This is a genomic window from Staphylococcus marylandisciuri, assembly GCF_025519785.1.
GTDB lineage: Bacteria > Bacillota > Bacilli > Staphylococcales > Staphylococcaceae > Staphylococcus > Staphylococcus marylandisciuri.
On record NZ_JAOPKZ010000008.1, the window covers coordinates 1 to 24547 of the forward strand.

General features: G+C 38.3%; 20 protein-coding genes and 2 rRNA genes. 11 read left to right on the forward strand and 11 right to left on the reverse strand.

Annotation, left to right across the window (positions count from 1 at the left end; genetic code table 11):
• From N9R04_RS05585 to N9R04_RS05595, 3 genes are all read left to right on the forward strand, one after another.
• Positions 1-173 (forward strand): 23S ribosomal RNA (locus N9R04_RS05585); the annotation flags it as partial.
• A gap of 69 nt (positions 174-242) precedes the next feature.
• Positions 243-357: ribosomal RNA gene (gene rrf / locus N9R04_RS05590) — 5S ribosomal RNA — on the forward strand.
• Positions 358-1277: 920 nt separating this feature from the next.
• Positions 1278-1409 (forward strand): hypothetical protein, encoded by a 132-nt coding sequence (locus N9R04_RS05595; protein ID WP_262855669.1) that lies wholly within the window; start codon positions 1278-1280, stop codon positions 1407-1409.
• A 165-nt stretch (positions 1410-1574) separates the two neighbouring features.
• On the opposite strand, the gene ilvA is transcribed toward N9R04_RS05595, so the two are convergent.
• The 9 genes from ilvA to ilvD form a co-directional block, all read right to left on the reverse strand.
• Positions 1575-2837 (reverse strand): threonine ammonia-lyase IlvA, encoded by a 1263-nt coding sequence (gene ilvA / locus N9R04_RS05600; protein ID WP_262855673.1) that lies wholly within the window; start codon positions 2835-2837, stop codon positions 1575-1577.
• Between the two features lie 17 nt (positions 2838-2854).
• On the reverse strand, positions 2855-3439 hold the full coding sequence (gene leuD, locus N9R04_RS05605) for a 3-isopropylmalate dehydratase small subunit (protein WP_262855676.1): 585 nt from the start codon (positions 3437-3439) through the stop codon (positions 2855-2857).
• Positions 3440-4810, reverse strand: coding sequence for a 3-isopropylmalate dehydratase large subunit (gene leuC, locus N9R04_RS05610; protein ID WP_262855679.1), 1371 nt, complete (start codon positions 4808-4810; stop codon positions 3440-3442).
• A gap of 16 nt (positions 4811-4826) precedes the next feature.
• Entirely contained in the window at positions 4827-5867 is a 1041-nt protein-coding gene (gene leuB / locus N9R04_RS05615) for a 3-isopropylmalate dehydrogenase (protein ID WP_262855681.1), read from the reverse strand.
• The gene (locus tag N9R04_RS05620) at positions 5864-7408 is read right to left on the reverse strand and encodes a 2-isopropylmalate synthase (protein WP_373316345.1); all 1545 of its coding nucleotides are present in this window, start codon (positions 7406-7408) and stop codon (positions 5864-5866) included. The genes leuB and N9R04_RS05620 overlap by 4 nt, the downstream gene beginning before the upstream one ends.
• A gap of 334 nt (positions 7409-7742) precedes the next feature.
• Entirely contained in the window at positions 7743-8747 is a 1005-nt protein-coding gene (gene ilvC, locus N9R04_RS05625; protein ID WP_262855683.1) for a ketol-acid reductoisomerase, read from the reverse strand.
• A 32-nt stretch (positions 8748-8779) separates the two neighbouring features.
• On the reverse strand, positions 8780-9253 hold the full coding sequence (gene ilvN, locus N9R04_RS05630; RefSeq protein WP_262855684.1) for an acetolactate synthase small subunit: 474 nt from the start codon (positions 9251-9253) through the stop codon (positions 8780-8782).
• Complete coding sequence (ilvB, locus tag N9R04_RS05635; RefSeq protein WP_262855787.1) at positions 9250-10923, reverse strand: biosynthetic-type acetolactate synthase large subunit; 1674 nt, start codon at positions 10921-10923, stop codon at positions 9250-9252. The genes ilvN and ilvB overlap by 4 nt, the downstream gene beginning before the upstream one ends.
• A gap of 124 nt (positions 10924-11047) precedes the next feature.
• Positions 11048-12736 carry a dihydroxy-acid dehydratase gene (gene ilvD / locus N9R04_RS05640; RefSeq protein WP_262855685.1) on the reverse strand — a complete coding sequence of 563 codons (1689 nt, stop codon included), beginning with the start codon at positions 12734-12736 and terminating at the stop codon, positions 11048-11050.
• Positions 12737-13838: 1102 nt separating this feature from the next.
• On the opposite strand from ilvD, the gene tsaE reads away from it, so the two are divergent.
• The 5 genes from tsaE (at position 13839) to N9R04_RS05665 (ending at position 16943) form a co-directional block, all read left to right on the forward strand.
• Positions 13839-14300 (forward strand): tRNA (adenosine(37)-N6)-threonylcarbamoyltransferase complex ATPase subunit type 1 TsaE, encoded by a 462-nt coding sequence (gene tsaE, locus N9R04_RS05645; RefSeq protein WP_262855686.1) that lies wholly within the window; start codon positions 13839-13841, stop codon positions 14298-14300.
• Complete coding sequence (gene tsaB / locus N9R04_RS05650) at positions 14281-14946, forward strand: tRNA (adenosine(37)-N6)-threonylcarbamoyltransferase complex dimerization subunit type 1 TsaB (RefSeq protein WP_262855687.1); 666 nt, start codon at positions 14281-14283, stop codon at positions 14944-14946. Before tsaE ends, tsaB begins: the two co-directional genes overlap by 20 nt.
• Positions 14947-14957: 11 nt before the next feature.
• Entirely contained in the window at positions 14958-15380 is a 423-nt protein-coding gene (rimI, locus tag N9R04_RS05655; RefSeq protein ID WP_373316346.1) for a ribosomal protein S18-alanine N-acetyltransferase, read from the forward strand.
• Positions 15377-16390, forward strand: a complete 1014-nt coding sequence (gene tsaD, locus N9R04_RS05660) for a tRNA (adenosine(37)-N6)-threonylcarbamoyltransferase complex transferase subunit TsaD (protein ID WP_262855689.1) — start codon at positions 15377-15379, stop codon at positions 16388-16390. The genes rimI and tsaD overlap by 4 nt, the downstream gene beginning before the upstream one ends.
• Positions 16391-16520: 130 nt before the next feature.
• Entirely contained in the window at positions 16521-16943 is a 423-nt protein-coding gene (locus N9R04_RS05665) for a VOC family protein (RefSeq protein ID WP_262855690.1), read from the forward strand.
• A gap of 264 nt (positions 16944-17207) precedes the next feature.
• Here N9R04_RS05665 and N9R04_RS05670 read toward each other — a convergent pair whose 3' ends face one another.
• Positions 17208-18833, reverse strand: a complete 1626-nt coding sequence (locus N9R04_RS05670; RefSeq protein ID WP_262855691.1) for a MutS-related protein — start codon at positions 18831-18833, stop codon at positions 17208-17210.
• A 350-nt stretch (positions 18834-19183) separates the two neighbouring features.
• Positions 19184-21112 carry an ABC-F family ATP-binding cassette domain-containing protein gene (locus tag N9R04_RS05675; protein WP_262855692.1) on the reverse strand — a complete coding sequence of 643 codons (1929 nt, stop codon included), beginning with the start codon at positions 21110-21112 and terminating at the stop codon, positions 19184-19186.
• Positions 21113-21328: 216 nt separating this feature from the next.
• Here N9R04_RS05675 and N9R04_RS05680 point away from each other — a divergent pair, with 216 nt between their 5' ends.
• The 3 genes from N9R04_RS05680 (at position 21329) to N9R04_RS05690 (ending at position 23731) form a co-directional block, all read left to right on the forward strand.
• Positions 21329-21973, forward strand: coding sequence for a redox-sensing transcriptional repressor Rex (locus N9R04_RS05680; protein ID WP_262855693.1), 645 nt, complete (start codon positions 21329-21331; stop codon positions 21971-21973).
• A gap of 418 nt (positions 21974-22391) precedes the next feature.
• Positions 22392-23489, forward strand: a complete 1098-nt coding sequence (locus tag N9R04_RS05685) for a YeeE/YedE family protein (protein ID WP_262855694.1) — start codon at positions 22392-22394, stop codon at positions 23487-23489.
• 17 nt (positions 23490-23506) lie between these two features.
• Positions 23507-23731: a sulfurtransferase TusA family protein gene (locus N9R04_RS05690; RefSeq protein WP_262855695.1), complete on the forward strand. Its 225-nt coding sequence runs from the start codon at positions 23507-23509 to the stop codon at positions 23729-23731.
• Positions 23732-24547: the final 816 nt, after the last annotated feature.

A 24547-nucleotide genomic window follows, 5' to 3' on the forward strand; every position in this document is an offset into this window, starting at 1 on the left:
TATGTATGGACGGGATAAGTGCTGAAAGCATCTAAGCATGAAGCCCCCCTCGAGATGAGATTTCCCAACTTCGGTTATAAGATCCCTCAAAGATGATGAGGTCAATAGGTTCGAGGTGGAAGCGTGGCGACACGTGGAGCTGACGAATACTAATCGATCGAAGACTTAATCAAATAGACGTTTTGACTTGGTTGATACTTTTACTTACTATCTAGTTTTGAATGTAGCAATTACATTTGTTGTCTGGTGACGATGGCAAGGAGGTCACACCTGTTCCCATGCCGAACACAGAAGTTAAGCTCCTTAGCGCCGATGGTAGTCGGACTTACGTTCCGCAAGAGTAGGACGTTGCCAGGCAATTGAGCCCGAAAGGGCTCTTTTTTTTATAGAGGAGGAGCTTAACTTCTGAAAATTAGCTTTATCGAGGTCAACATGCCTAGGATCGATGAGACAAGCGAAAGACGAAACGAGCTTACTCGGGGTAAGTGAGTGAGGAAAGGGGCCCCAACACAGAGAAACTGAGTAAACAGTTTCTACAAGCAATGCGAGTTGGGGCTGTTGGAACTGTTATTGAAGAAGTCAAAAACCTTCAATCCGTAAGAACGCGTTTTTTACGAGAGATAAAGAAGCTCCTTAGCGCCGATGGTAGCAGACTTACGTTCCGCAAGAGTAGGACGTTGCCAGGCAATTGAGCCCGAAAGGGCTCTTTTTTTATAGAGGAGGAGCTTAACTTTTGAAAATTAGCTTTATCGAGGTCAACATGCCTAGGATCGATGAGACAAGCGAAAGACGAAACGAGCTTACTCGGGGTAAGTGAGTGAGGAAGGAGAGTAGTCGAAGAAGATAATAGCCATGGATGACAAGATAAAGAAGCTCCTTAGCGCCGATGGTAGCAGACTTACGTTCCGCAAGAGTAGGACGTTGCCAGACAATTGAGCCCGAAAGGGAGGCTGGGACATAAATCCCAGCCTCTTCAACATCTTGGCAGTAGATGACTGATTTGAAAATGCGCTTGTATCAAGCTTTTTTCAATTCTAGTCATCCTTGCCGGGGCGAGACTACGAAATCTTTTTATTCAAAATAGATTTCTGTCCCGCTCCCTTCAGCATCTTGGCAGTAGATGACTGAATTGAAAATGCGCTTGTATCAAGCTTTTTTCAATTCTAGTCATCCTTGCCGGGGCGGGACTACGAAATCTTTTTATTCAAATTAGATTTCTGTCCCGCTCCCTTAACTTCTGAAAATTAGCTTTATCGAAGTCGACATGCCTAGGATCGATGAGACAAGCGAAAGACGAAACGAGCTTACTCGTGGTAAGTAAGTTGGGGCGGGGCCCCAACAGAGAGAAACTGAGTAATCAGTTTCTACAAGCAATGCGAGTTGGGGTGGCCCCAACACAGAGAAACTGAGTAATCAGTTTCCGCAAACAATGCGGGTTGGGGCTGTTGGAACTATTATTAAGGAAGTCAAAAACCTTCAATCTGGAAGAACGCGTTTTTTACGAGAGAAAGAGATAGATATAAATTGTGAAATAAAGTTTTATATCTATCTCTACTAAGAAGTTGTAGTGTCAATTATATTAATAAAGAATAGAGCATCTTATTCTCATTAATATAAATATTTAATGGATCAAACTGATTAACATTTTGCTTAAGTTGGTTTAAATCCGCATGGTCATTGAGCTGAATTCCTATAATTACAGTCCCAGTGTTCTGCGAAGATTTTTTTAAATACTCAAATTTAGTGATATCATCATTTGGTCCTAGAACGTTATTAACAAATTCTTTCAGAACACCAGGTCGTTGTGGGAAATTAAGGATGAAGTAGTGTTTCATCTCTTCAAATAATAATGATCTTTCTTCAATTTCTTTCATTCTGTTAATATCATTATTACCACCACTAATCACGCAAAGCACCGTTTTTCCTTTAATGTTTGCTTTGTAGTGTTCAAGAGCTGACACACTTAAAGCACCAGCAGGCTCAACGATAATAGCTTGTTTAGTGTACATATCTAAAATTGTAGAACATACTTCACCTTCATCAATTTGCACGTAATCACTAACTACTTTTTTAGCAATATTAAAGGTTATATCACCTACGCGAGCTACTGAAGCTCCATCAACAAATTTATCGATATTGGGTAGGGTAACGACCTTATCTTCCTTAACCACCGAAGTGTACATACTACTTGCTCCAGCTGGTTCTACCCCGATAATTTCGGTGTGAGGCGAATGGGCTTTAAAGTATGTTCCAATACCTGAGATGAGCCCTCCGCCACCTATAGCAGCAAATAGGTAATCAAAGTTGACACTGTCGTCTTTAGCTTGGTTTAATGCTTCTAATGCGATCGTACCTTGCCCGGATATCGTATTGATATTGTTAAATGGATCAATAAAGTTTTTAGAATGTTCCTCAGTATAAAGTAATGCTTCCTTTAAGCAATCATCAAATGTATCTCCAGTTAAGATCACTTCAGTATGAGCGCCGCCAAAAAATTTAACTTGGTCAATCTTTTGTAAAGGCGTCGTCACTGGCATAAATATCGTTGCAGAAAGGTTTAACTTATTAGCAGTATAAGCAACCCCTTGAGCGTGATTTCCTGCACTAGCACAAGTGATACCTCGTTGACGTTCGCTCTCAGTTAATGCAGCGATTGCATTATAAGCTCCTCTTAGTTTAAATGAACGAACCCATTGCAGATCTTCTCTCTTTAAATAAACATTACAATCGTATTTTAAAGATAAGTAGTGATCCTTTTGAAGTGGTGTTTCTTTAACCACATTCTTAAGTGTTAAATAAGCTTCTTCTATATCTCTTGCTACCACTGTATCTTTCATGTACCTTCACCTTTCAATTAATATTTACTTCTAGTTAAAGCTTCTTCATAAGCTAGAATTTTATCTTCATACTGTAAGGTTACTGCTATATCGTCTAAACCGTTTACCAATTTATTCTTCCATGTCTCTTCAATATTGAAAGTAAACGTACGCTCTCTACTTGATACAGTTTGATCAGGAAGGTCGATAGTGATTTCATCAAATTGAGCGAGATGCTCACGTGCTTCTTGATCTAAAACGATGGGTAACATCGCGTTTTTAGTACAATTCATATAGAAAATATCACTGAAACTACCAGCAATAATAATATGAAAGCCGTAATCTTTGAGAGCCCACGCAGCGTGTTCACGACTTGAGCCACATCCAAAATTATCACCCGTAATCAAAATAGAGGCTCCTTTATATTGAGGCTTATTAGGATTAAAGTCTGGATTTTCTGTGCCGTCGTTGAGATAGCGCCATTCATCGAAAGCAAAAGGTCCGAAACCTGTCTTAGAGATACGTTTAAGATGAGATTTAGGGATAATTTGATCCGTGTCTATGTTATCGTGAAACAATGGTACAATTTTACCTGTATATTTAGTAATAGGTTTTATTTCCAACTAAACGACCACCTTTCTAACATCGACAAATTTCCCATTAATTGCCGCCGCAGCAGCCATAGCTGGAGAGACAAGATGAGTTCGAGCTCCCTTACCCTGGCGACCTTCAAAATTACGGTTGCTAGTAGAAGCACAGTGTACTCCGGCGGGGACTTGATCAGGATTCATACCTAAACACATTGAGCATCCAGGCTCACGCCATTCAAATCCCGCTTCTTTAAATATTTTATCTAAACCTAATTGCTCCGCTTCATTTTTAACAGTTCTTGAGCCCGGTACCACTATAGCAGTTATACGAGGATGAACTTGCTTTCCTTTAACAATATGACTCGCCTCAATTAAATCAGATAGACGTGCATTCGTACATGAACCTAGGAAGACGTAACCGAGATCGATATCTGCAGCTTTTTGCCCAGGTTTAAGACCCATATAATTATAAGCACGCTCATCATTAACACTTTTAATCTCAGGAAATGGGGTGTTGAAACTTACGCCCATCTCTGGACTCGTACCCCACGTTACTTGTGGTTCAAGATGACTCACATCGAGTTGAATTTCTTTATCGAAGTGTGCAGTCGAATCACTGTAAAGTTCACGCCATCCATCGATATCTAAATCATAATTCGCAGCGTAAGGACGTCCTTTCACATATTCAAATGTCGTCTCGTCAGGTGCGATTAAACCATATTTTGCACCAGCCTCTATTGCCATATTACATATAGTCATACGCGCATCCATAGACAACTGTTTAATCGTATTACCGCAGAATTCTAAAGCATACCCTGTACCAAAATCGACGCCATGTTGGTTGATGAGGTGGAGGATAATATCTTTAGCATACACACCAGTTGGGAGTTCTCCAGTCACATTAATTTTTAAGTTTTTCGGTTTAGTTTGCCAAAGTGTCTGAGTTGCAAAGACATGTTCAACTTCACTCGTACCAATACCGAAAGCAATTGCACCAAATGCACCATGAGTGGCAGTATGAGAATCCCCACACACGATCGTCTTCCCGGGTTGAGTTAAACCTGTTTCGGGACCTACCATATGTACGATTCCTTGTTCATCTGATCCTATATCAAAGAGGCGCACACCAAACTCAGCTGCATTACGCTGTAGCGTCGTTATTTGTTTATTTGCAATGTCATCTTTAATATTAAAGATATCTTCTGTTGGGACATTGTGATCTAATGTCGCAAACGTAAGATCAGGCCTTCTCAATTGTCTGTTCTGAAGTCTTAATCCTTCAAATGCTTGAGGAGAAGTAACTTCGTGTATGAGGTGTAAATCTATATATAGTAATTGGGGATCACCCTCGTTCCCAGCTAGGACGTGTTTATTCCATACCTTATCAAAAAGCGTTTGAGCCATTAGTCTTCTCCTCCTTCTAAATATATTCTAGTAAATGATTTATGACTTCATCGGTCGTATATTTTCCGCCGAGATCACGTGTTGTCTTCTTCTCTTTAATAAGCTTAAAAATAGATGTTTCAAGATGAGAGGCCGCTGCAGTCTCATTAAAGCTTTCACGTAGGCACATTGCTAAAGAAAGTAGCATACCGAATGGGTTAGCTATATTTTGATTAGCAATATCCGGCGCTGAGCCATGAATTGGTTCATAGAGTTTAGGCCCGTTACTACCGAAACTAGCAGAAGGGGATAAACCTAGAGAGCCAGGTATGACTGAAGCTTCATCGCTCAAGATGTCCCCGAACATATTCTCAGTTAAAATTACGTCGAAGCGTGAAGGGTGAGTAACTAAATGCATAGCACACGCATCGACTAGCAAATGCTCAAGCTCTACATCTGGATAGGATTGTCCCACTTCATTGATGACCGAGCGCCATAATTTGCTTGAAGCTAGAACATTTTCTTTGTCAACTGAGGTTAATTTACGGTTTCGAGTTTGTGCTAATTGAAAAGCGACGTGAGCAATTCGCGTAATTTCCTCTTTAGTATAAGTTAATGAATCTAGAGCTTTGTCGTCATTGAAGTATTTGGGCTCCCCGAAATAGAGCCCGCTAGTTAATTCTCTAACAATCACGAAGTTCGTATTTTTCACTCGTTCTTCTTTAATAGGTGAAAGGTGGCTGGTTTCGTGCGTCACTGTAGTAGGGCGTATATTTGCAAATAAATTCAATTCTTTACGTAGTTGTAATAAACCCTGTTCAGGTCTGATCGATGCATCGGTCCATTGTGGTCCACCTACAGCTCCAAGAAGGATCGCATCTGCTGAATGACAAGCGTTTAAAGTCCTCTCAGGTAAAGGATCATTGTGTTTATCTATTGCAATTCCACCAATGTCGTACGATTTTAGAGTATAAGAGAACTGAAATCGATTACTTAGATGTTTGAGCACTTTTACTGTACCTGACATAATTTCAGGGCCAATTCCATCTCCAGGCAACGTTACAATATGATAGCTCATGAGCTCACACCTTTTTGCTCGTTAATTTCAACGCCAGCTTTAGCGTGAGCTTCAACATAGGCTTTAGCTGAAGCAAGTAAAATATCGTGATCAATACCTACACCTGTGGCTTCAGTATGATTCACTTTCAAATGGACGTGTACTTCTGCTTGTGAATCTGTACCTTCAGTTACCGCATCGATACTATAATCGAGGAGTTCTGTAGTTTGATTGAATATACGATCTACAGCATTGTAAATCGCTACAATTGAGCCACTTCCTATACTTGAATCTTTATACGTATGGCCATCTTTATCTTTGATCAGTACAACTGCACTTTGTAAACCATTAGATACAAATTGGACTTGGAGTTGTTCAACTTGGTAAGGGGCGTTTAGTTCATGTTCTGAACCTAGGATAAGTGCGTGAATATCTCTGTCTGTTATTGATTTCTTTTTATCAGCTATAGATTTAAACTGTTTGAATAGTATTGCTTGTTCATCAGGTGAAATATCATAGCCTAGATTTTTCAATTTATCTTTAAAAGCATGCTTACCTGAAAGCTTGCCAAGTGGAAGTTCAGTACTTTTCACACCTACTAATTGTGGCGTCATAATTTCATATGTTTCAGGATTTTTAAGCACTCCATCTTGATGGATACCTGATTCATGACTGAAAGCATTTTGTCCGACAATCGCTTTATTCTTAGGTACTCGAAGGCCTGCGTATCGTGAAATTAAGTCAGAAGTTTGCTTCGTTTCTTTTAATTTAATGCGCGAAGTTCTTTTATAGTGGTCTTGTCTGACATGTAGACCTAACACAACCTCTTCCAACGCCGTATTCCCAGCTCGCTCACCAATTCCATTAATTGTTCCTTCTATTCTATTGGCGCCATTTTCAATTGCTGCCATGCTATTGGCTACAGCTAAACCTAAGTCGTCATGACAATGGGCGCTATAAACTATTTCACGATCTGTGTTTATACTTTCTTGTAATACTCTAAAGATATTTCCATATTCTGAAGGGTAAGTGAAGCCGACTGTATCAGGTATATTAATTACGCTTGCGCCTGCATCTACAGCTGTCTGAACACACTTGACAAGAAAGTCTAACTCAGTACGCGTAGCATCCTCTGGAGAGAATTGAACTATATCAAAATAATTTCTTGCATAGGTAACATGTTCGTGAATTGTTGCTAACACTTCTTCTTGTGTTAATTTCAATTTAGCTTCAAGGTGAATAGGGCTTGTTGCTACAAAGACGTGAATTCTCGGCATAGCAGCGTGTTTCGTCGCTTCATAAACTGCATCTATGTCTTTTTTTACACAGCGCGCTAAACCACTGACGGCAGTTTGAGTTAATATTTGTGAAATAGCTTTAACTGACTCGAAACTTCCAGGACTTGAAGCAGGGAAACCGGCTTCAATCACGTCCACTCCCCAGCGCTCTAATTGTTGTGCTATTTTAATTCTTTCATCAAAGCTAAAGCTAACACCTGGTGTTTGTTCTCCATCTCTAAGAGTGGTATCAAGTATTTGAATATGATCTGTACTAGCTGAAATAGTCAATAGTTCTCATCTCCTCAATATAAGTATTTAGATTGCTAAAAAGTGTGATAAAATTATATGTTTTATAATTTGAAATATTCTGTATTTTAAAGTGTGGATTTCATTATAATTTAATAGGGGAGCGGGATTAACACAGAAAGCGAATCGATATCGCTCGTGCTACCCCGCATAGCTTTATGTTTCTAATAAGTTAATTACTCGTGACCTTATTAGATTGACGACGACAGTACAGCGATTTAGTGAGCATTAGTTACAACAACTGTACCATCGAAGTCCGAGCCCCTTGTCGCCCTTTCAACATACCTTTAATAACTACTTCATTTAAAAATTATTTTTCAATACTTTTCGATTTGATGAATGGCATCAATTCACGCAATTCTCTACCAACTGATTCGATTTGATGTCCATGTTGTTCCTCACGTAATTTCAAGAACTCTGCAAAGTTGTTTTCATTATCTTTAATAAATCGATCACTAAATTGTCCATTTTGTATATCTGTTAAAATATCTTTCATATTCTTTTTAACATCAGGAGTAATCACGCGTGGTCCTGAAACATAGTCACCGAATTCAGCTGTGTTAGAAATTGAATAGCGCATGTTCTCCATGCCACCTTCATACATGAGGTCAACGATCAGTTTCATTTCATGTAGAACTTCGAAATAGGCTATTTCAGGTTGATAGCCAGCTTCTACTAGAGTTTCAAAGCCTGCTTGAATAAGGTGCGTTACGCCACCACAAAGTACTGCTTGTTCCCCAAATAAATCAGTTTCAGTTTCTTCTTTATATGACGTTTCAATAACTCCGGCACGAGTAGCACCGATACCTTTAGCATAGCTCAGAGCTAACTCACGAGCTTTCCCACTAGCGTCTTGTTGAACAGCGAATAGGGAAGGGACTGCACTACCCTCAACAAACGTTCTACGCACAAGATGTCCGGGACCTTTAGGAGCTACGAGGAAGACATCTACATTTGACGGTGGTTGAATAACGTTAAAGTGGATGTTAAATCCGTGTGCAAAAGCGAGTGCGTCGTTCTCATTTAGATGAGGTTGTATTTCGTTTTCATAAACACCGCCTTGAATTTCATCCGGCAGTAATATCATAATGACATCAGCTTGTTTAGCCGCTTCATCAACTGTAAAGACTTCAAATCCATCTTTTTTAGCCTTATCATGAGATTTTCCTGGACGAATTCCGATAATTACATCGTAGCCATTATCTTTTAAGTTCTGGGCGTGTGCATGTCCTTGAGATCCATAACCGATAATAGCGATTTTTCTACCTTGTAAAGCATCTTGAGTTACATCTTGATCGTAATAAACAGTTGTCATAAATAATTCCTCCAATATTAAGTAAAATAAAATTAAATAATTCCAGCCGAACCAGTTCTAGAAACTTGGATAATGTTTAATGATGTTAGGTCATCTAGCAAATTATTCATGGTATAACGTGGACCACATGCTTGTAGATAAATGTAGTCTTGTTCGGTATGCAAGATTGACACCAGTGCATCATAAGGTTTAATAACTGCCTGTAACTGACTTTCTCGTTCAGGTTTTTGAAGCTTGACTAGAACAAGCTCACGGTTATAGGTATTCGTATCAGTGATATCTTCAACTGTGATCACATTTATTTGCTTCTTTAACTGTTGAATTAAAGTCCTAAGCGTATTATTGTCTGGTATTGAAGCCACAAATGTTATCTCAGTAATTCCCGGTTCAAGTGTAGGTACTGCTGATAGGGAAACGATATTAAATTGACGACGAACGAATATACTGGTTAAACGGTTAAGTGTTCCTGCTTTATCTCTCACTTTAGTTCTAAATGTACGTCTCATTCGAGCCCCTCCATTTCATGATTAGCTTTGCCGCTTGGTACCATAGGTTGAACGGGCTCTGCTGGGGAGATGCGAATTTCTATTAATGCTGAACCCTGGTAATTTAAAGCTTCTTCTAATTCTTGGTATAGCTTATCGGGATCCTCTAATAAGAAACTCTTCACCCTATATGCCTCTGACAATTTTCTAAAATCAGGTTGATCTTTGAATACTGAGTGAGAGAAACGTTGATTAAAGAATTTGTCTTGCCATTGTTTAACCATTCCTAAAGTCCCGTTATTGATGAGTACGATTTTAATATCGATACCGTATTCATTTAAGATAGCCATCTCTTGGTTAGTCATTTGGAAACCGCCATCACCTACTACTGCGACAACAGTTTGATCAGGATGAGCTAGCTTAGCACCAATAGCTGCAGGAATGCCATATCCCATAGTGCCTAAACCACCGCTCGTAACGAGCTGATTACGATGTTTAAATGGATAGAATTGCGCTACCCACATTTGGTGTTGTCCTACATCAGTCGTTACAATAGCTTCACCTTTCGTTAATTTACCGATATATTGAATGGCTTGTTGCGGTTTAATGAAGCTTTGATCTTCTCTGTCGTATTTAAAAGGATGTTTGCGCTTATTTAATTTACATCTTTCATTCCAATCAGTGTGTTTAAATGTATAACTATCATAGCGAAGTAATTGTTCTAACGTAGCACCTACATCCGCTACTATTCCTAAATCTGTTTGGATAATTTTATCAATTTCAGAGGAATCGATATCAATATGCACAATTTTCGCATTTTTGGCAAAATCATCCGGTTTACTAGCTAAGCGATCGTCAAAACGACTACCAAAATTAATTAACAAATCACATTCTTGTATAGCCATGTTACTAGCATATGATCCGTGCATTCCTCCCATACCTAGGAATAGCGGATACTCATAAGGAACTGAGCCTAGCCCTAAAAGCGTATTGACTACAGGTAACTCATGGCGACGCGCAAATTCTGTTAATAACTCGTTTGCTTCAGCGTGATGTACACCAGCTCCAGCTAAGATGAGAGGACGCTTGGCAGATTTAAGATAATCACGCAACTTTTGAATTTCGTCAAAACTAGGTTGATGTGCTACTTCATAGCCAGGTAAATCTAAAGCATCAGTGACCTCTGCGTCTGTAGTAAAGACACCCATATCTTTAGGAAAGTCGATGACAACTGGTCCTTTACGTCCAGAGTTCGCGATATAAAAGGCTTCATGTATAACTCTAGGTATATCATCAACGTTTTTAATTTGGTAATTATGTTTGGTAATAGGAGTAGTCATTGAAAGTAAGTCCGCTTCTTGGAACGCATCTTTACCGATCACTGGGGATGCAACTTGTCCAGTGAAAACCACGAGCGGAATAGAATCGCTATACGCATCAGCAATACCTGTGATAGTGTTAGTTGCTCCTGGGCCACTTGTTACAACTACCACGCCTGGTTTGCCTGAGACTTTAGCGTAGCCTTCAGCTGCATGTATTGCCCCTTGTTCATGTCGTGCTAGGATATGCTTTATTCGCCCGTCGTAAAACGTATCATAAAGGGGGAGGACAGCGCCCCCAGGATAACCGAATATGAAGTCTGCTTGCTCATGTACTAAAGCTTCGACTAGTAAAGCAGAACCAGTGTTCATTTTTTTAACTTTATCTTTTTTCAGGTCACGGGGGGATTGCGTCCCTGAAGCATCAACTTTCTTTAAATTTAAAGTTTTGTCTTTATTCTTCGTTTTGGTACTTTCTGTCATGTTGCATCACTCCTTATATTAAGTCTTCTGGAACCTGCATGATGCCACCTGTGTTTGCACTGGTAACTAGCGCTGTGTAACGTGCAAGGTAACCTGTTTTCACTTTAGCTTTGAAAGGTGCAATTTCACGTTTGCGTTTCAATAGTTCATCGTCTGATACATCTACATTCAGAGTACGTTGAGTGAGGTCTATCGTTATTTCATCCCCATCTCTAAGCAATGCTATGGGTCCTCCTGAAGCGGCTTCTGGTGATATATGACCTACTGCAATACCTCTTGTGGCACCAGAAAAGCGTCCATCTGTAATGAGTGCTACATCTTTACCTAGACCTCTTCCGACGATCGAAGAAGTGGGTGCTAACATTTCAGGCATACCTGGGCCACCCTTTGGACCTTCATAACGTATAACTACAACATCGCCTTGTCGGACAGTATGGTTGTCGATAGCTTCTACAGCTTCATCATGTGAGTTAAAGCATCGAGCACGACCTGTGAATACTTTAATAGACGGATCGACGCCACCTACTTTAATGACAGCTCCTTTTGGTGCGAGATTACCGTATAAGATCGATAACCCCCCCTCTTTATCATAAGGGTTGTCAAGTTTACGAATGACTTTGTCATTTGTAATTTCTTTATCTATGTTATTTTCTCTAATCGTTTGGCCAGTTATTGTGATTCTATCTGGATGTAAGACGCCGTCTTTCTTTAACAGTTCATTGATGATTGCAGGGACGCCTCCAGCATTATGCACATCATGCATGGAATACGAAGAACTAGGAGCGATCTTAGATAAGTATGGTGTTTTCTTAGCAATTTCGTTGATGCGAGTCAGGTCATAATCTATACCTGCTTCATTTGCAATAGCTAACGTATGAAGTACTGTATTTGTAGAACCTCCCATAGCCATATCTAAAGCGAAAGCGTCGTCAATTGCTTCTTTAGTGATAATATCTCGAGGTTTAATATCATTTTTAATATTTTCAACTAAACGAAAAGCAGCTTGACGGATCATTTCGCGTCGTTGTTCACTCACTGCTAGTGCTGTACCGTTATAGGGTAGGGCTACACCTAAGATTTCCATTAAACAGTTCATAGAATTTGCAGTAAACATGCCTGAACAAGAGCCACAAGTAGGACAAGCATTTTGTTCCATATCTAGAAATTCCTCTTTAGTGATTGATCCATCTTTGAAAGCTCCGACCGCTTCAAACATCGATGATAAAGTTAAAGCCTTACCTTGCGAAGAAAGGCCAGCTTTCATAGGTCCACCAGAGCAAAAGACTGCCGGTACATTAGTCCTAACTGCAGCTAGTAGCATACCTGGCGTGATCTTGTCGCAATTCGGTATGTAGAAGACACCGTCAAACCAGTGCGCATTAATCACCGTTTCAGCTGCGTCTGCGATGATCTCTCTTGAAGGCAAAGAATAACGCATTCCGATGTGCCCCATGGCAATACCATCATCGACACCTATAGTGTTAAATTCAAAAGGAATAGCGCCCGCTTCTCGAATAGCTTCTTTAGCAATATCTCCTAATTCTCTTAAATGAACATGCCCAGGGACGATATCTATGTAAGAATTACAGATCGCTACAAATGGCTTATTCATATCTGTAGGTTCGTTTAATGCTCCAGTAGCGTGTAATAGACTACGTGCCGGTGCTTGATGATCTCCTTTCTTGATCATGTCACTTCTCATTTCAATTCCCCCAGTAGTTGAAAAATAAAAAGCGTCCCAATTATAAAATTGGGACGCTGTTAAGTCCCATTCAACTTGAAATAGGACTTAAACATTAGAATGTACTAATGTTCCAGCCCATCAGCATAATAAAATGACTAAAATATTTTCTGTTGTCGGTGTTTGCTGTTTTGTCATATTAGTCATTTTAATATACTCCTTTCATTGAATGGTTTTGTGATTTTTACTAATTGTCTAAAAATTTGTTAAATAAAATTTACTATAACTTAGAAGAGTTGTCAATATGAATTTTAGAATTTTCTTACAAAATATTAAACTGATGTTGGGTCAACGGCAAATCTATATTTATTGTGGCTGGGACGTAAAGGTCTTTGACTAGAGAGAAAAGGGGCTGGGAGATAAATCTTAGAAAAAAATAGGAGCCTGGGACATAATGTAATGTCTCAGGCTCTTTCAGCATCTTGGCAGTAGATGACTGATTTGAAAACGCGCTTGTACCAAGCTTTTTTCAATTCTAGTCATCCTTGCCGGGGCGGGACTACGAAATCTTTTTTATTCAAATTAGATTTCTGTCCCGCTCCCTTCAACATCTCGGCAGTAGATGACTGATTTGAAAATGCGCTTGTATCAAGCTTTTTTCAATTCTAGTCATCCTTGCCGGGGCGGGACTACGAAATCTTTATATACAAAAATAGATTTCTGCCCCGCTCCCTTCAACATCTCGGCAGTAGACGACTGATTTGAAAACGCGCTTGTATCAAGCTTTTTTCAATTCTAGTCATCCTTGCCGGGGCGGGACTACGAAATCTTTGTATACAAAATAGATTTCTGTCCCGCTCCCATCAAATGAAATAACGCGCATCTCTCGCTTGTTAAGGCTTTAGAGAGGCTATGTAGTTTAGTCATTATTAGTCGCTTTCTTAATGCGTGAATCATTTACGTATTGCTAACCTTTAATCCGAATGACCTCACTCAATTGATTAACGCTGTTCTAGCAAGTAAAGCGAATTGAATAGAAGTCAGAGAGCTTTAAATTTGTTAAAATAAAGAGGTTACATAATGAATAGATTTATAAAGTTAGTCATGAACGAGGAGATTAGCCATGATTGAAATCAATAATCTAGAAGAAATGAACGATTTTGCAAAATCTTTAACTTCTAAATTTAAACCTAAAGATCTCGTCTTACTTCACGGTAATTTGGGAGCAGGAAAAACAACTTTAAGTCAAATGATTGGTAAATATTTAGGTGTTAAAAGAAATATCAACTCACCAACTTTTAATATTATCAAATCATATCGAGGTACAAACTTAAAGTTTCACCATATGGATTGTTATAGATTGGAAGATAGTGAGGAAGATTTAGGGTTTGATGAATACTTTGAGGATCAAGCTGTGACTGTTATAGAGTGGAGTGAATTTATCGCAGATCTTCTGCCAGCTGAACACTTAGATATTTATATACGAGTTGAAGAAGGGGAGAAACGCTTTATTAAGCTGAAAGCCTCCGGAGCTAGATTTGAGTCATTAAAGGAGGATGTCGAAAATGAATTATCTACTCATTGATACGTCTAACCAACCGCTTTCTGTAGCATTGATGCAAGATGATGAGGTATTAGCTGAAGTTAACAATGATAAGAAAGTAAATCATTCAGTACAATTAATGCCTGCAGTGCAGAAAGTTATAGAACGCTCGCATGTTGAGAAACGAGCGATAGATCGAATAGTAGTTGCTGAAGGACCAGGCTCTTATACAGGTTTACGAATCGGAGTTACCGTGGCTAAGACATTAGCTTATAGTGTAAACGCAGAGTTATATGGAGTTTCTTCTTTAAAAGCGCTTGCTGCTACTGTTAAAAACATAGATAAGCAATTACTGGTGCCTATCTTCGATGCTAGACGAGAAGCGGTTTATGCTGGAGTGTTTAAAAAGCAAGGAGATACTCTAGAAGTAGTATTTGAAGAACAATATATAACCATCAATGATTTGAACCGTTATTTAAATAATTTAGATGAAGAATTCTTATTTGTCGGCATAGACGCGGTGAAGTTAAAAGATTTCTTAAACGGAGAAGTTCTGGAGATGTTACCTAAAGCTTCTTCAATGCGCACATTAATAGCTGAATCTGCAGATATTAAGACGTTTACTCCTAATTATCTCAAACTATCTGAGGCAGAAAGAAATTGGAACAATCAACACAGCAAGCGTTAAATATTAGACTCATGTGCGCAGATGATGTTCCTCAGGTATTTGATATAGAGAGAGAAAGCTTTAATGATAGCTCGTGGACGATTGATGCTTTTTATCATGAAATACTAAAAAATAATTTCGCTTATTATTTTGTCATAGAATTCGATAATACAATTGTAGGTTATGTAGGTTTATGGCTAGTAATAGATCAAGCACAGATTACAACAATTGCTATTAAAAAAGAGAAGCGAGGATGCGGATTAGGACAGCTACTACTACGCTATGCTATGCAATATGCGCAGACTAAATGTGATACTATGAGCCTGGAAGTGCGTGTAGACAACACGATTGCACAGCACGTCTATAAGAATTTAGGGTTTAAGTATGGCGGAAAAAGAAAAAATTATTATGGTGAAGGTGAAGATGCTATGGTAATGTGGGTGACTTTAAGATGACAATAAATAGATATATTTTAGGAATTGAATCAAGTTGTGACGAAACCAGTGTTAGCGTTGTTAAAGACGGGACCGAAATTCTCGCTAATATTGTGCTCAGTCAAATTGAGAGTCACAAACGATTTGGTGGCGTAGTACCTGAAGTTGCGAGCCGGCACCATGTCGAGGGAATCATACCTACTATAGAAGAAGCTTTAAATACTGCAGGTATACAAATGGAGAAGATAGACGCCATCGCAGTAACAGAAGGGCCGGGGCTTATAGGTGCGTTGCTCGTAGGAATAAATGCTGCTAAAGCACTAGCATTTGCTTACGATAAGCCTTTAATACCTGTGAATCATATTGCCGGTCATATTTATGCAAATAATTTAGAAGAACCACTTGAATTTCCTCTAATCTCTCTTATCGTTTCAGGCGGTCATACTGAACTCATTTACATGAAGGATCATCTTGACTTTGAAATTCTCGGAGAGACGCGTGACGATGCAGTTGGAGAAGCATATGATAAAGTAGCGCGGACAATTGGTTTAGGTTATCCTGGAGGGCCGAAAGTAGATGCGTTAGCAAGTGAAGGTCAGGACACGTATGATTTTCCTCGTGTATTGTTAGAAAAGGATACCTATGATTTTAGTTTTAGTGGATTGAAAAGTGCTGTAATAAACAAAAAGCACAACTTGAATCAAAAAGGTGAAGATGTAAATCGAGCAAACATTGCGCGAAGTTTTCAAGACAGCGTAGTTGAAGTATTAGTAGGTAAAGCTGTACGAGCGTGTGAAGCATATGATGTGAATCATTTAATAGTAGCTGGAGGAGTAGCAAGTAATCGCGGGTTACGTGAACAACTTACAGAAGCATGCGAAATACGCGACATTAAACTCTCAATACCTCATCCCCAGCTATGTACTGATAACGCAGCGATGATAGCTGCTGTTGGATTCTATTTATTCGAAGCTGGGGTTAGAGCAGACATGAGTTTGAATGGGCGAAGTAGCATTGATATAGAGGAGTAGTGCGATAGTTAAGTTGCTTGTTCTTGTACCTCCTGCCGGCTGAACTCTGATATAGTTTTAACGATTATTTTATTAATAGTTTAATGTAATGGGTATAAGTGAATAAGCTATAATAAAGGAGTTGTCATAGATGAAAGCGATTCAATACTTTAACTTTGAGAATAGTTTAGCAGCGCTTAATTTTTATGAAAGATATTTAGGCGCAACAAATATTCAACGAGTGGGTGGCGATGATGCACGCTTCGAGCATATGCCAGAGGAATATAAAATGGATAAAGATTTTACTTTAAACGCAACTTTTGAAATAATGGGTGAAACTTTCTATTGCAGTGATACTTATAAAAATAAAAAGATTGATAATAGTGGGGCTATCGTTGCATTCACCTTTAATTATAATGACGAAAGAGAAAGACAGCGAGCTATTGATTTCTACGGTAAAGCCATAGAAGGAGGATGTGAAGCATCAATACCACTTGGTGAAACGGAATGGTCTAAATTATATGGTATTTTCAATGATCCCTTTGGTGTGACGTGGATGATTAATGCAGAATAACTGTAAGGTGTACCAAAGGAATAGTTAGGTAAGTTTAAATTTAGAGGAGGTCGAGACTACGAAATCATTTTATTCAAATTAGATTTCTGTCCCGCTCCCAACCTCGTAGAAAAGCTGGAGATTAAGATAAATGAAAAGGCTGACTACTCGATGTGTAGGTTCTTAACACATCAGTAGTCGGCCTTTTTTTACTATAAATCAAACTAGTGAGTAAGGGTCTATTTCTATTGCTGTAGTCTTTATGTGAGTCATCATAGATTAGCTTTATGAGTTACTTTCCAGTTTCGTTGTATTTTTAAGAGCTTGTTTATAAATAGTTTCTGGGAACTGTGTGATACGGAGAAGTTCTATAGCGTTGCGTGTATTCGCTTTACCTGGTTTAATCTTATAATCAAAGTAAATTTCTTTATCCTGGATGACTTCATTGAAATGATAATTTGCGTAAAGTGGATGTAGCCATGTAGCAAGCTCAATATCGTGTGTGGCTGCAAGAACTCGGTAATTATTACGTTCTCCTAAATAGTTGAGCACCGATTCTGAAGCAGCTATTCTTTCAGTAGTATTCGTACCTTTAAATATTTCATCAATAAAGCAATAGCAATAGTCTGCATGTGATAGCTTAAACAAACGGCGTATGGCCTTAATTTCAGCCATGAAATAGCTGTCGCCTGTAAGTACGTCATCTTGATTAGCCATTGAGGTATAGACACTGCCAGGTTTATAAGTGAATTGCTCAGCTAGCGCGGTGTTGACGGATTGAGCTAATATTAAATTAAGCGCCACAGCTTTCATAAATGTGGATTTACCTGAAGCATTTGAACCCGTGAGTAGGATGTGGGATTGAATGCTAAGATCGTTAGGCACCGCTTCGGCAAGCAATGGATGAACAACCCCTCTAAATTTAATATTTTTACACTCTGTAACTTCCGGTCTTATTTCTTGTGTGAGGGTTTCTCTCCAGAGCGCTACCGCATAGTGATTGTCGATGTAAGATAAATAGTTATAAGCTGCCATAATTTCATCTTCATGTTTCATAAAGCTGCGTTGTAGTAAAAAGTAAAGGAAATAATCTAAATTGAACATGGATTTAATGATACCTATGAAAAGTGCTGCTTCACTTTTGCTACCTATTCCACCAATGAGCCACCCAAAATACTTAACTATTTTAAAGTGATTAAGGTCTATATTTAGTCGAGGAGACTCTGCTAGATGTGCAATTCTATTGGCTTGTTTAATCACCCCTACCGTATAGAAAGCAGAGTCCTCATTATTTTTCATCTTATCTCGGTTTTGACCTGTGGAAAGATAGACATTTAATATAATGGCGAGTAAGGTTAAGAGCCCACCTAGTTTAGCTGACATAAACATGATCACAAACCCTATGAGCGGGTAGAAGGGGCTTAACCATTTAAATATGTTACGAGACAGTGGATGCACTTGATCAGGGTAAAGCGGATAGACTGCTTTACCTATCATAGCAAGATAAAGTGAAATTTTTTCTCTGAATTGTGAGCGTTCTTTAATGTCTTGTATTAATCGCTCATTTTTAACAGTATCCATACCTCTTAAGGAAGCGTATAAACGCATTTCTCCGATAGATGTGAAATTATAGTTGAGTTGCTGATACACTTCATCTAAATTGAGATCGGACCACGTTTTATCATCTATGTATTCATAATGTTCGTACTGTGATTTATCCTTTGAGAATAACCGCTCATACACATGATTAGGCCGAATGAATTGTTCTAGTCGTTTGCGGCGGCGCCATAAGGATTTAATATCTTTTTTTAAACTAAGTTGTTCTATGAGTTTTAAAAGTAAACTGACGAATGTGGCCACTAAGATGTAACCGAAAAGTACAGAAATATATACCCACAAGATTACTGGCATGCATTTTTCTCCTTTCTATTTGCATAAATCTAGTATGGCATGTTTATATTTAGATCACAAATGAGGGTGAGTGTCTTAATTTGAATAGAAAATGTCAAGGGGGAACATGCGTACTTATCAACAAAAAGTGCACAAATTGTGGATAAGTCGTGTATGATGATGTGGATATAAGTGAGTAAGTCGAAAATAAAAGAAAATGTAGTTACAATTTACTTGTGGATAATTGGGATAACTTTGTGGATATCTACGAATATAACACTTTTAGCTGTGTATAAAATTAAGTGAAAAAAGTAAAAAAAGAGGATGAGAAAGTAAAAATTGTTACTCGCTCATCACTTAAAAAGTAAATATTAATTTAACTTATCCTGTAATTTTTCCCATTCCGTCATAGCTTGTTCTAACGTTTGTTCGATATCTAATTTTTGGTTAACTAAGTCTTGTGATTTTTGTGGGTTATTAAAGATCTCAGGTTGTGTTAATTGTTGATCGATATCGTGAATACTTTGTTCACACTCTGTGATACGCATTTCATAGGTTTCGATTTGACGTTCAATTTGGCGTAATTCTTTTTTACGCTGCTTTTGATTAACGTAATCGTTGGTTTGACTCACTGATGAACTCTGAGTTGTTTGATGGTCAGCCTCTTTTTCTTGTAAAGCTATTTTTTCTTCTAGCTTTTCAATATAGTATTGATAGTTTCCGAGATAGAGATTACCGCCTTGAGAATCTAAATCAAAGACCTTATTAGCAAGTTGGTCGATAAAATATCGGTCATGGGAAACGAATATAATAGTTCCTTCAAATCCTGCTAGTGCCTGTTCCAACATTTCTTTAGAATCGATATCGAGATGGTTAGTTGGTTCGTCTAATATTAAGATGTTATTGCGTTCTAGCATGAGGAGAGCAAGTTGCAATCGCGCTTTCTCTCCACCCGACAGATCATTGATAACTTTTTTTACTTCTTCTTGAACGAATAAGAAGCGGCCTAATACAGCTCTGATATCTTTCTCAGGCATAGTTGGATATTGGTCCCATACGTAATCTAAGATCGTTTGATTAGATCGAAACTCTGCTTGCTTTTGATCATAATAACCGATCTTTAAGTTTGCACCAGATGTGATCTCACCATTAAGTGGTGTCAATTTGCCAGCAATCGTTTTAATAAAGGTTGATTTACCTATACCGTTCCTTCCTATAACTGCTATATGATCACCTTTGAAGACGTCGAGATTTATAGGCTCAGTGATAGGTGAATCGTGATAGCCGATTTCTAAGTCGCGAATATGAAAGACATCATTACCTGTATTACGTGAGAAATGAAACTGTATATTCGCACTACGCGCATCTAGCATAGGCTTGTCTATGCGTTCAATCTTTTCTAGCATCTTACGGCGACTCTTCGCCATTCCACTGGTGGAAGCTCTAGCGATATTTTTATCCACGTAGTTCTCTAATCGTTGAATCTCTGCTTGCTGATCTTCGTATTCTTGCAAACGACGTTGGTAATATTTATCGCGTTGCTCTATGAATTGTTTATAGTTTCCGTAATAGTGTTTCACTTCACCGAGCGCAACATCATAAATTTGGTTAACTATTTTATCTAAAAAATAACGGTCATGGCTAATGAGGACAATTGCGCCTTTAAAGAACTTGAGGTAATTCTCTAACCATTCTGTAGTCTCCATATCAAGATGGTTAGTCGGCTCGTCGAGGAGTAACAAGTCGGGTTCATTTAATAGCATTTGCGCAAGCGATAGCCGAGTTTTTTGACCACCACTGAAATCGTTTATTGGACGATTGAAATCTTCCTCTTTAAAAGATAGTCCATGTAACACGGTTTTTATCTTACTTTGGTATTGATAGCCTTCTTTTTCTTCAAATTCATTAGATAATCTTTCGTAATTGGCTATATGATGTTGGTAATCATCACTTTCATAGTTATCGGCGTGTTGAGCTAACCATTCTGTTTCAGCCTTCATCTTCTTTTCAAGATCCATTAAATATCCAAATGGTTTAGACATTGCTTCAAAGACAGTTTCATTAGTATTTAGTGTCATTTGTTGTGTGAGGTAGCCTAGTTTTAAATCTTTTACTTTAGAAATATGGCCACTATCGTAGTCCTCAACTCCCGCAATAATTTTCATTAATGTAGATTTACCAGCACCATTGCGACCTACGATACCAATCCGCTCACCATTCTTAACTTCGAAATTAACATCATTAAAGATGTCTTCACCATCGAATGATTTTGTAATTTGATTGAGTTGTAATAAAATCATCGTATTATGCACCTCGCTCAATACATTATTGTACAGCAATTAAGTCTCTGAACAAATAAGCTAAGTTTATTTTTATCAATCATTCATGTATAATACCGTTGTGATTGTTAAATAGGTATTTATTTATCATTTTCTATAGCGCTAAAAAACAATCTGATACTCAGGTTTAGTGTGTTCAAGAATTAGAGATACTAATTATATAGGAGGAAAGCCATCATGGCTATTCATAGCGATAAGATTCCTCGTGCGACTTTGAAGCGGTTGCCTTTATATTATAGATTCGTTAATACTTTGAAAGCAAAGGGTATAGATCGTGTAAATTCTAAGATGATAAGCGAAGGACTTAATATTGATTCCGCTACGATTCGTAGAGATTTCTCATATTTTGGGGAACTTGGAAAGAAAGGGTATGGTTATAACATAGATAGCTTACTCAACTTCTTTAAGAGCGAAATAAGTGAAAATCAAGATATTAAGATAGCGCTTGTCGGTGTAGGTAATTTAGGAAAGGCGCTGTTGACTTATAACTTTTCTATTCATGATGAAATGACGATTACTGAAGCTTTCGATATTAGACCAGAAGTCATTGGGGAAGAGATTGGTAAAGTCGATGTTAAGCATACTGATGCAATACGCTCAGTTCTATCTCAACAGGGGATAGAGGTAGTTATTCTCACCACTCCTGAAAGCGTTGCTCAACAGGTTACAGATCAACTTGTTGAAGCAGGTGTAAACGGTATATTGAATTTCACCCCTGCGCGCATAGAAACGCCCAGCGATGTACAGGTCCATCATATAGATTTAGGCATTGAGTTGCAATCTTTACTTTTCTTTATGAAAAATTATCAAAGTCACAGTTAATAGAGTATAGTCGAGACTAACGTTGAGAATTAATTGTTTGTCTCGATATTTTTTTATAATCAATATCCAAATAATTCAGAATTCTATAGTTGAAGTAGTTATTATTTAATAATTGAGCTGTGTACAGACTGATGGACTAGAGCTCGCTAGTTAATTGTCAACACTCCCACAGTCTTCCTCGCGAATAGATAGCATACTATAAAAAATGAATAGTGAGAGAACAAGTCATTAACCAGCTACTGCTCATTTTTTTAATTTTATTTCTTTAGAAGGTAGTCCCCTTAATTACTGACCAATTTAGTCTAAATTAAAATGATAGTTTTACCCTTAGAATATTGCCATTATGTTCTTGCATTTTATTTCACTAAGTATTATTATTAATCTTATTAGTTTAATCGGATTAATAAGGAGTGAAATTATGAACTGGCTAATATTAACAGGTGTTATAGTTGGGATACTGCTTGGTTTCGTTATGCAACGCACGCGATTCTGTCTCGCAGGTGGGTTTCGAGACATGTATGTACAGAAGAATAATAAAATGTTTTATGCATTATTAATTGCTATTGCAGTACAAAGTATTGGCTTAATGATTTTACAAGCTATAGGGATAGTACAAATTCCACATGGAGCTTTCCCACTAGTTGGCACTATCATCGGTTCCTTTATCTTTGGTGTAGGTATAGTCCTTGCTGGAGGTTGTGCGACTGGTACGTGGTATCGTGCAGGTGAAGGTTTAATAGGGAGTTGGATAGCGTTATTTGCTTATGGTTTTGGAGCAGCGATTACAAAATTTGGTATCTTGCTTCCGGTTATGACGAGAATCAATCAACCTACCCAAATTAAATCAGATATGGCTGAAACCACAGGAATACCGCCCTATATATGGGCGCTAATACTAGTAGCGATCACAGTTTTCTTTGTCATTAAGACTCTGCGTAAACCAAAACCTAAAATGGCGGTGCCTAAATTAAAACAGAAATATTCAGGCATAAGACATTACCTTTTTGAAAAACGCTATCATCCATTTGTAGCAGCGATAGGTGTAGGTTTAGTTGCTCTACTAGCGTGGCCGTTGAGTGAACTTACAGGACGTATGCATGGTTTAGGTATTACAACACCTTCTGCCAACCTCGTCCAGTTCTTGATGACTGGTAATTTACAGTTTATCGATTGGGGCGTCATGTTAGTGTTGGGTATATTCATTGGTTCCTATGTCGCTGCCAAAGGTTCACGGGAATTTAAATGGCGCTTACCAGATAAGAAAACGCTACGTAACAGTGCTCTAGGTGGTGTGTTGATGGGCTTTGGTGCCTCTGTAGCTGGCGGTTGCTCTATAGGTAATGGCTTAGTAGAAACAGCTATGTTTTCTTGGAAAGGGTGGGTGGCTCTAGGTTCGATGATCTTAGGTACATGGTTTATGAGCTACTTTATCTTTATTAGACCTATGAAAAAGGTTCAAACAAAGACTCAATACTCAAGCAAAAATTCACGCGTTAAAGAAACACAAACAATTTAATGAAGGGAGATTGTACCGTGTTACATGAATTAGGTACTGTCGGGATGGTTTGTCCATTCCCACTGATTGAAGCGCAAAAGAAAATGGAAACTTTAGATTCAGGTGACAAGCTTAAAATAGATTTTGACTGTACTCAAGCTACAGAAGCAATTCCCAACTGGGCAGCTGAGCAAGGCTATCCTGTAACAAACTACGAACAGATTGATGACGCTTCCTGGACGATTACAATTCAAAAAGCCTAAATATCAGAATAGGAAAGGGTTTGAACTGAAGTAACTCATCTTCAAGTCAAACCCTTTAGTTATGCGCGCTTCTAGTTAGAGTTTGCCTGTGATAAGATAAAGCTTAGTCACTGTACTAACGAGAAAATAATTATAAGTGTTTAAAGATCAATGACTTTTCAAGTAAATTATTTGGTAGATTAATAGTGTGGCTCACACGGGCCTTATGGTAAAATAAGCACTGATCATTAAAATGAGTCTATTGACAAGAGTGTATAGTTAAAGAAAATATTAGATGTATTGCAGATTTGACTTGTGTATCTAGAGAACCATTTCACGATACTCTAACAATGAGTCGACGAGTTACCAAACTAGAGACGGCGTAGCTAAAAACAGGGAACTATTGATCAACTTAATTAATTTATATTTGTTTAAGAGCTATGTAACAGAATTGCTAGAGCAAATGGAACTAGGTTAAATTATCTTGCGCTTTATGGGAGCGGGACAGAAATCTAATTTGAACAAAAAAGATTTCGTAGTCCCGCTCCGGCAAGGATGACTAGAATTGAAAAAGCTTGATACAAGCGCAATTTCAAATCAGTCATCTACTGCCGAGATGCTGAAAGAGGGAGCGGGACAGAAATCTAATTTGAATAAAAAGATTTCGTAGTCCCGCCCCGGCAAGGATGACTAGAATTGAAAAAAGCTTGATACAAGCGCAATTTCAAATCAGTCATCTACTGCCGAGATGTTGAAGAGGCGTGGATTTATCTCCCAGCCTCTTTCTCTCTAGTCAAAAACCTTTATGTTCCAATTTCTCTTTGTTGGGGCACCACC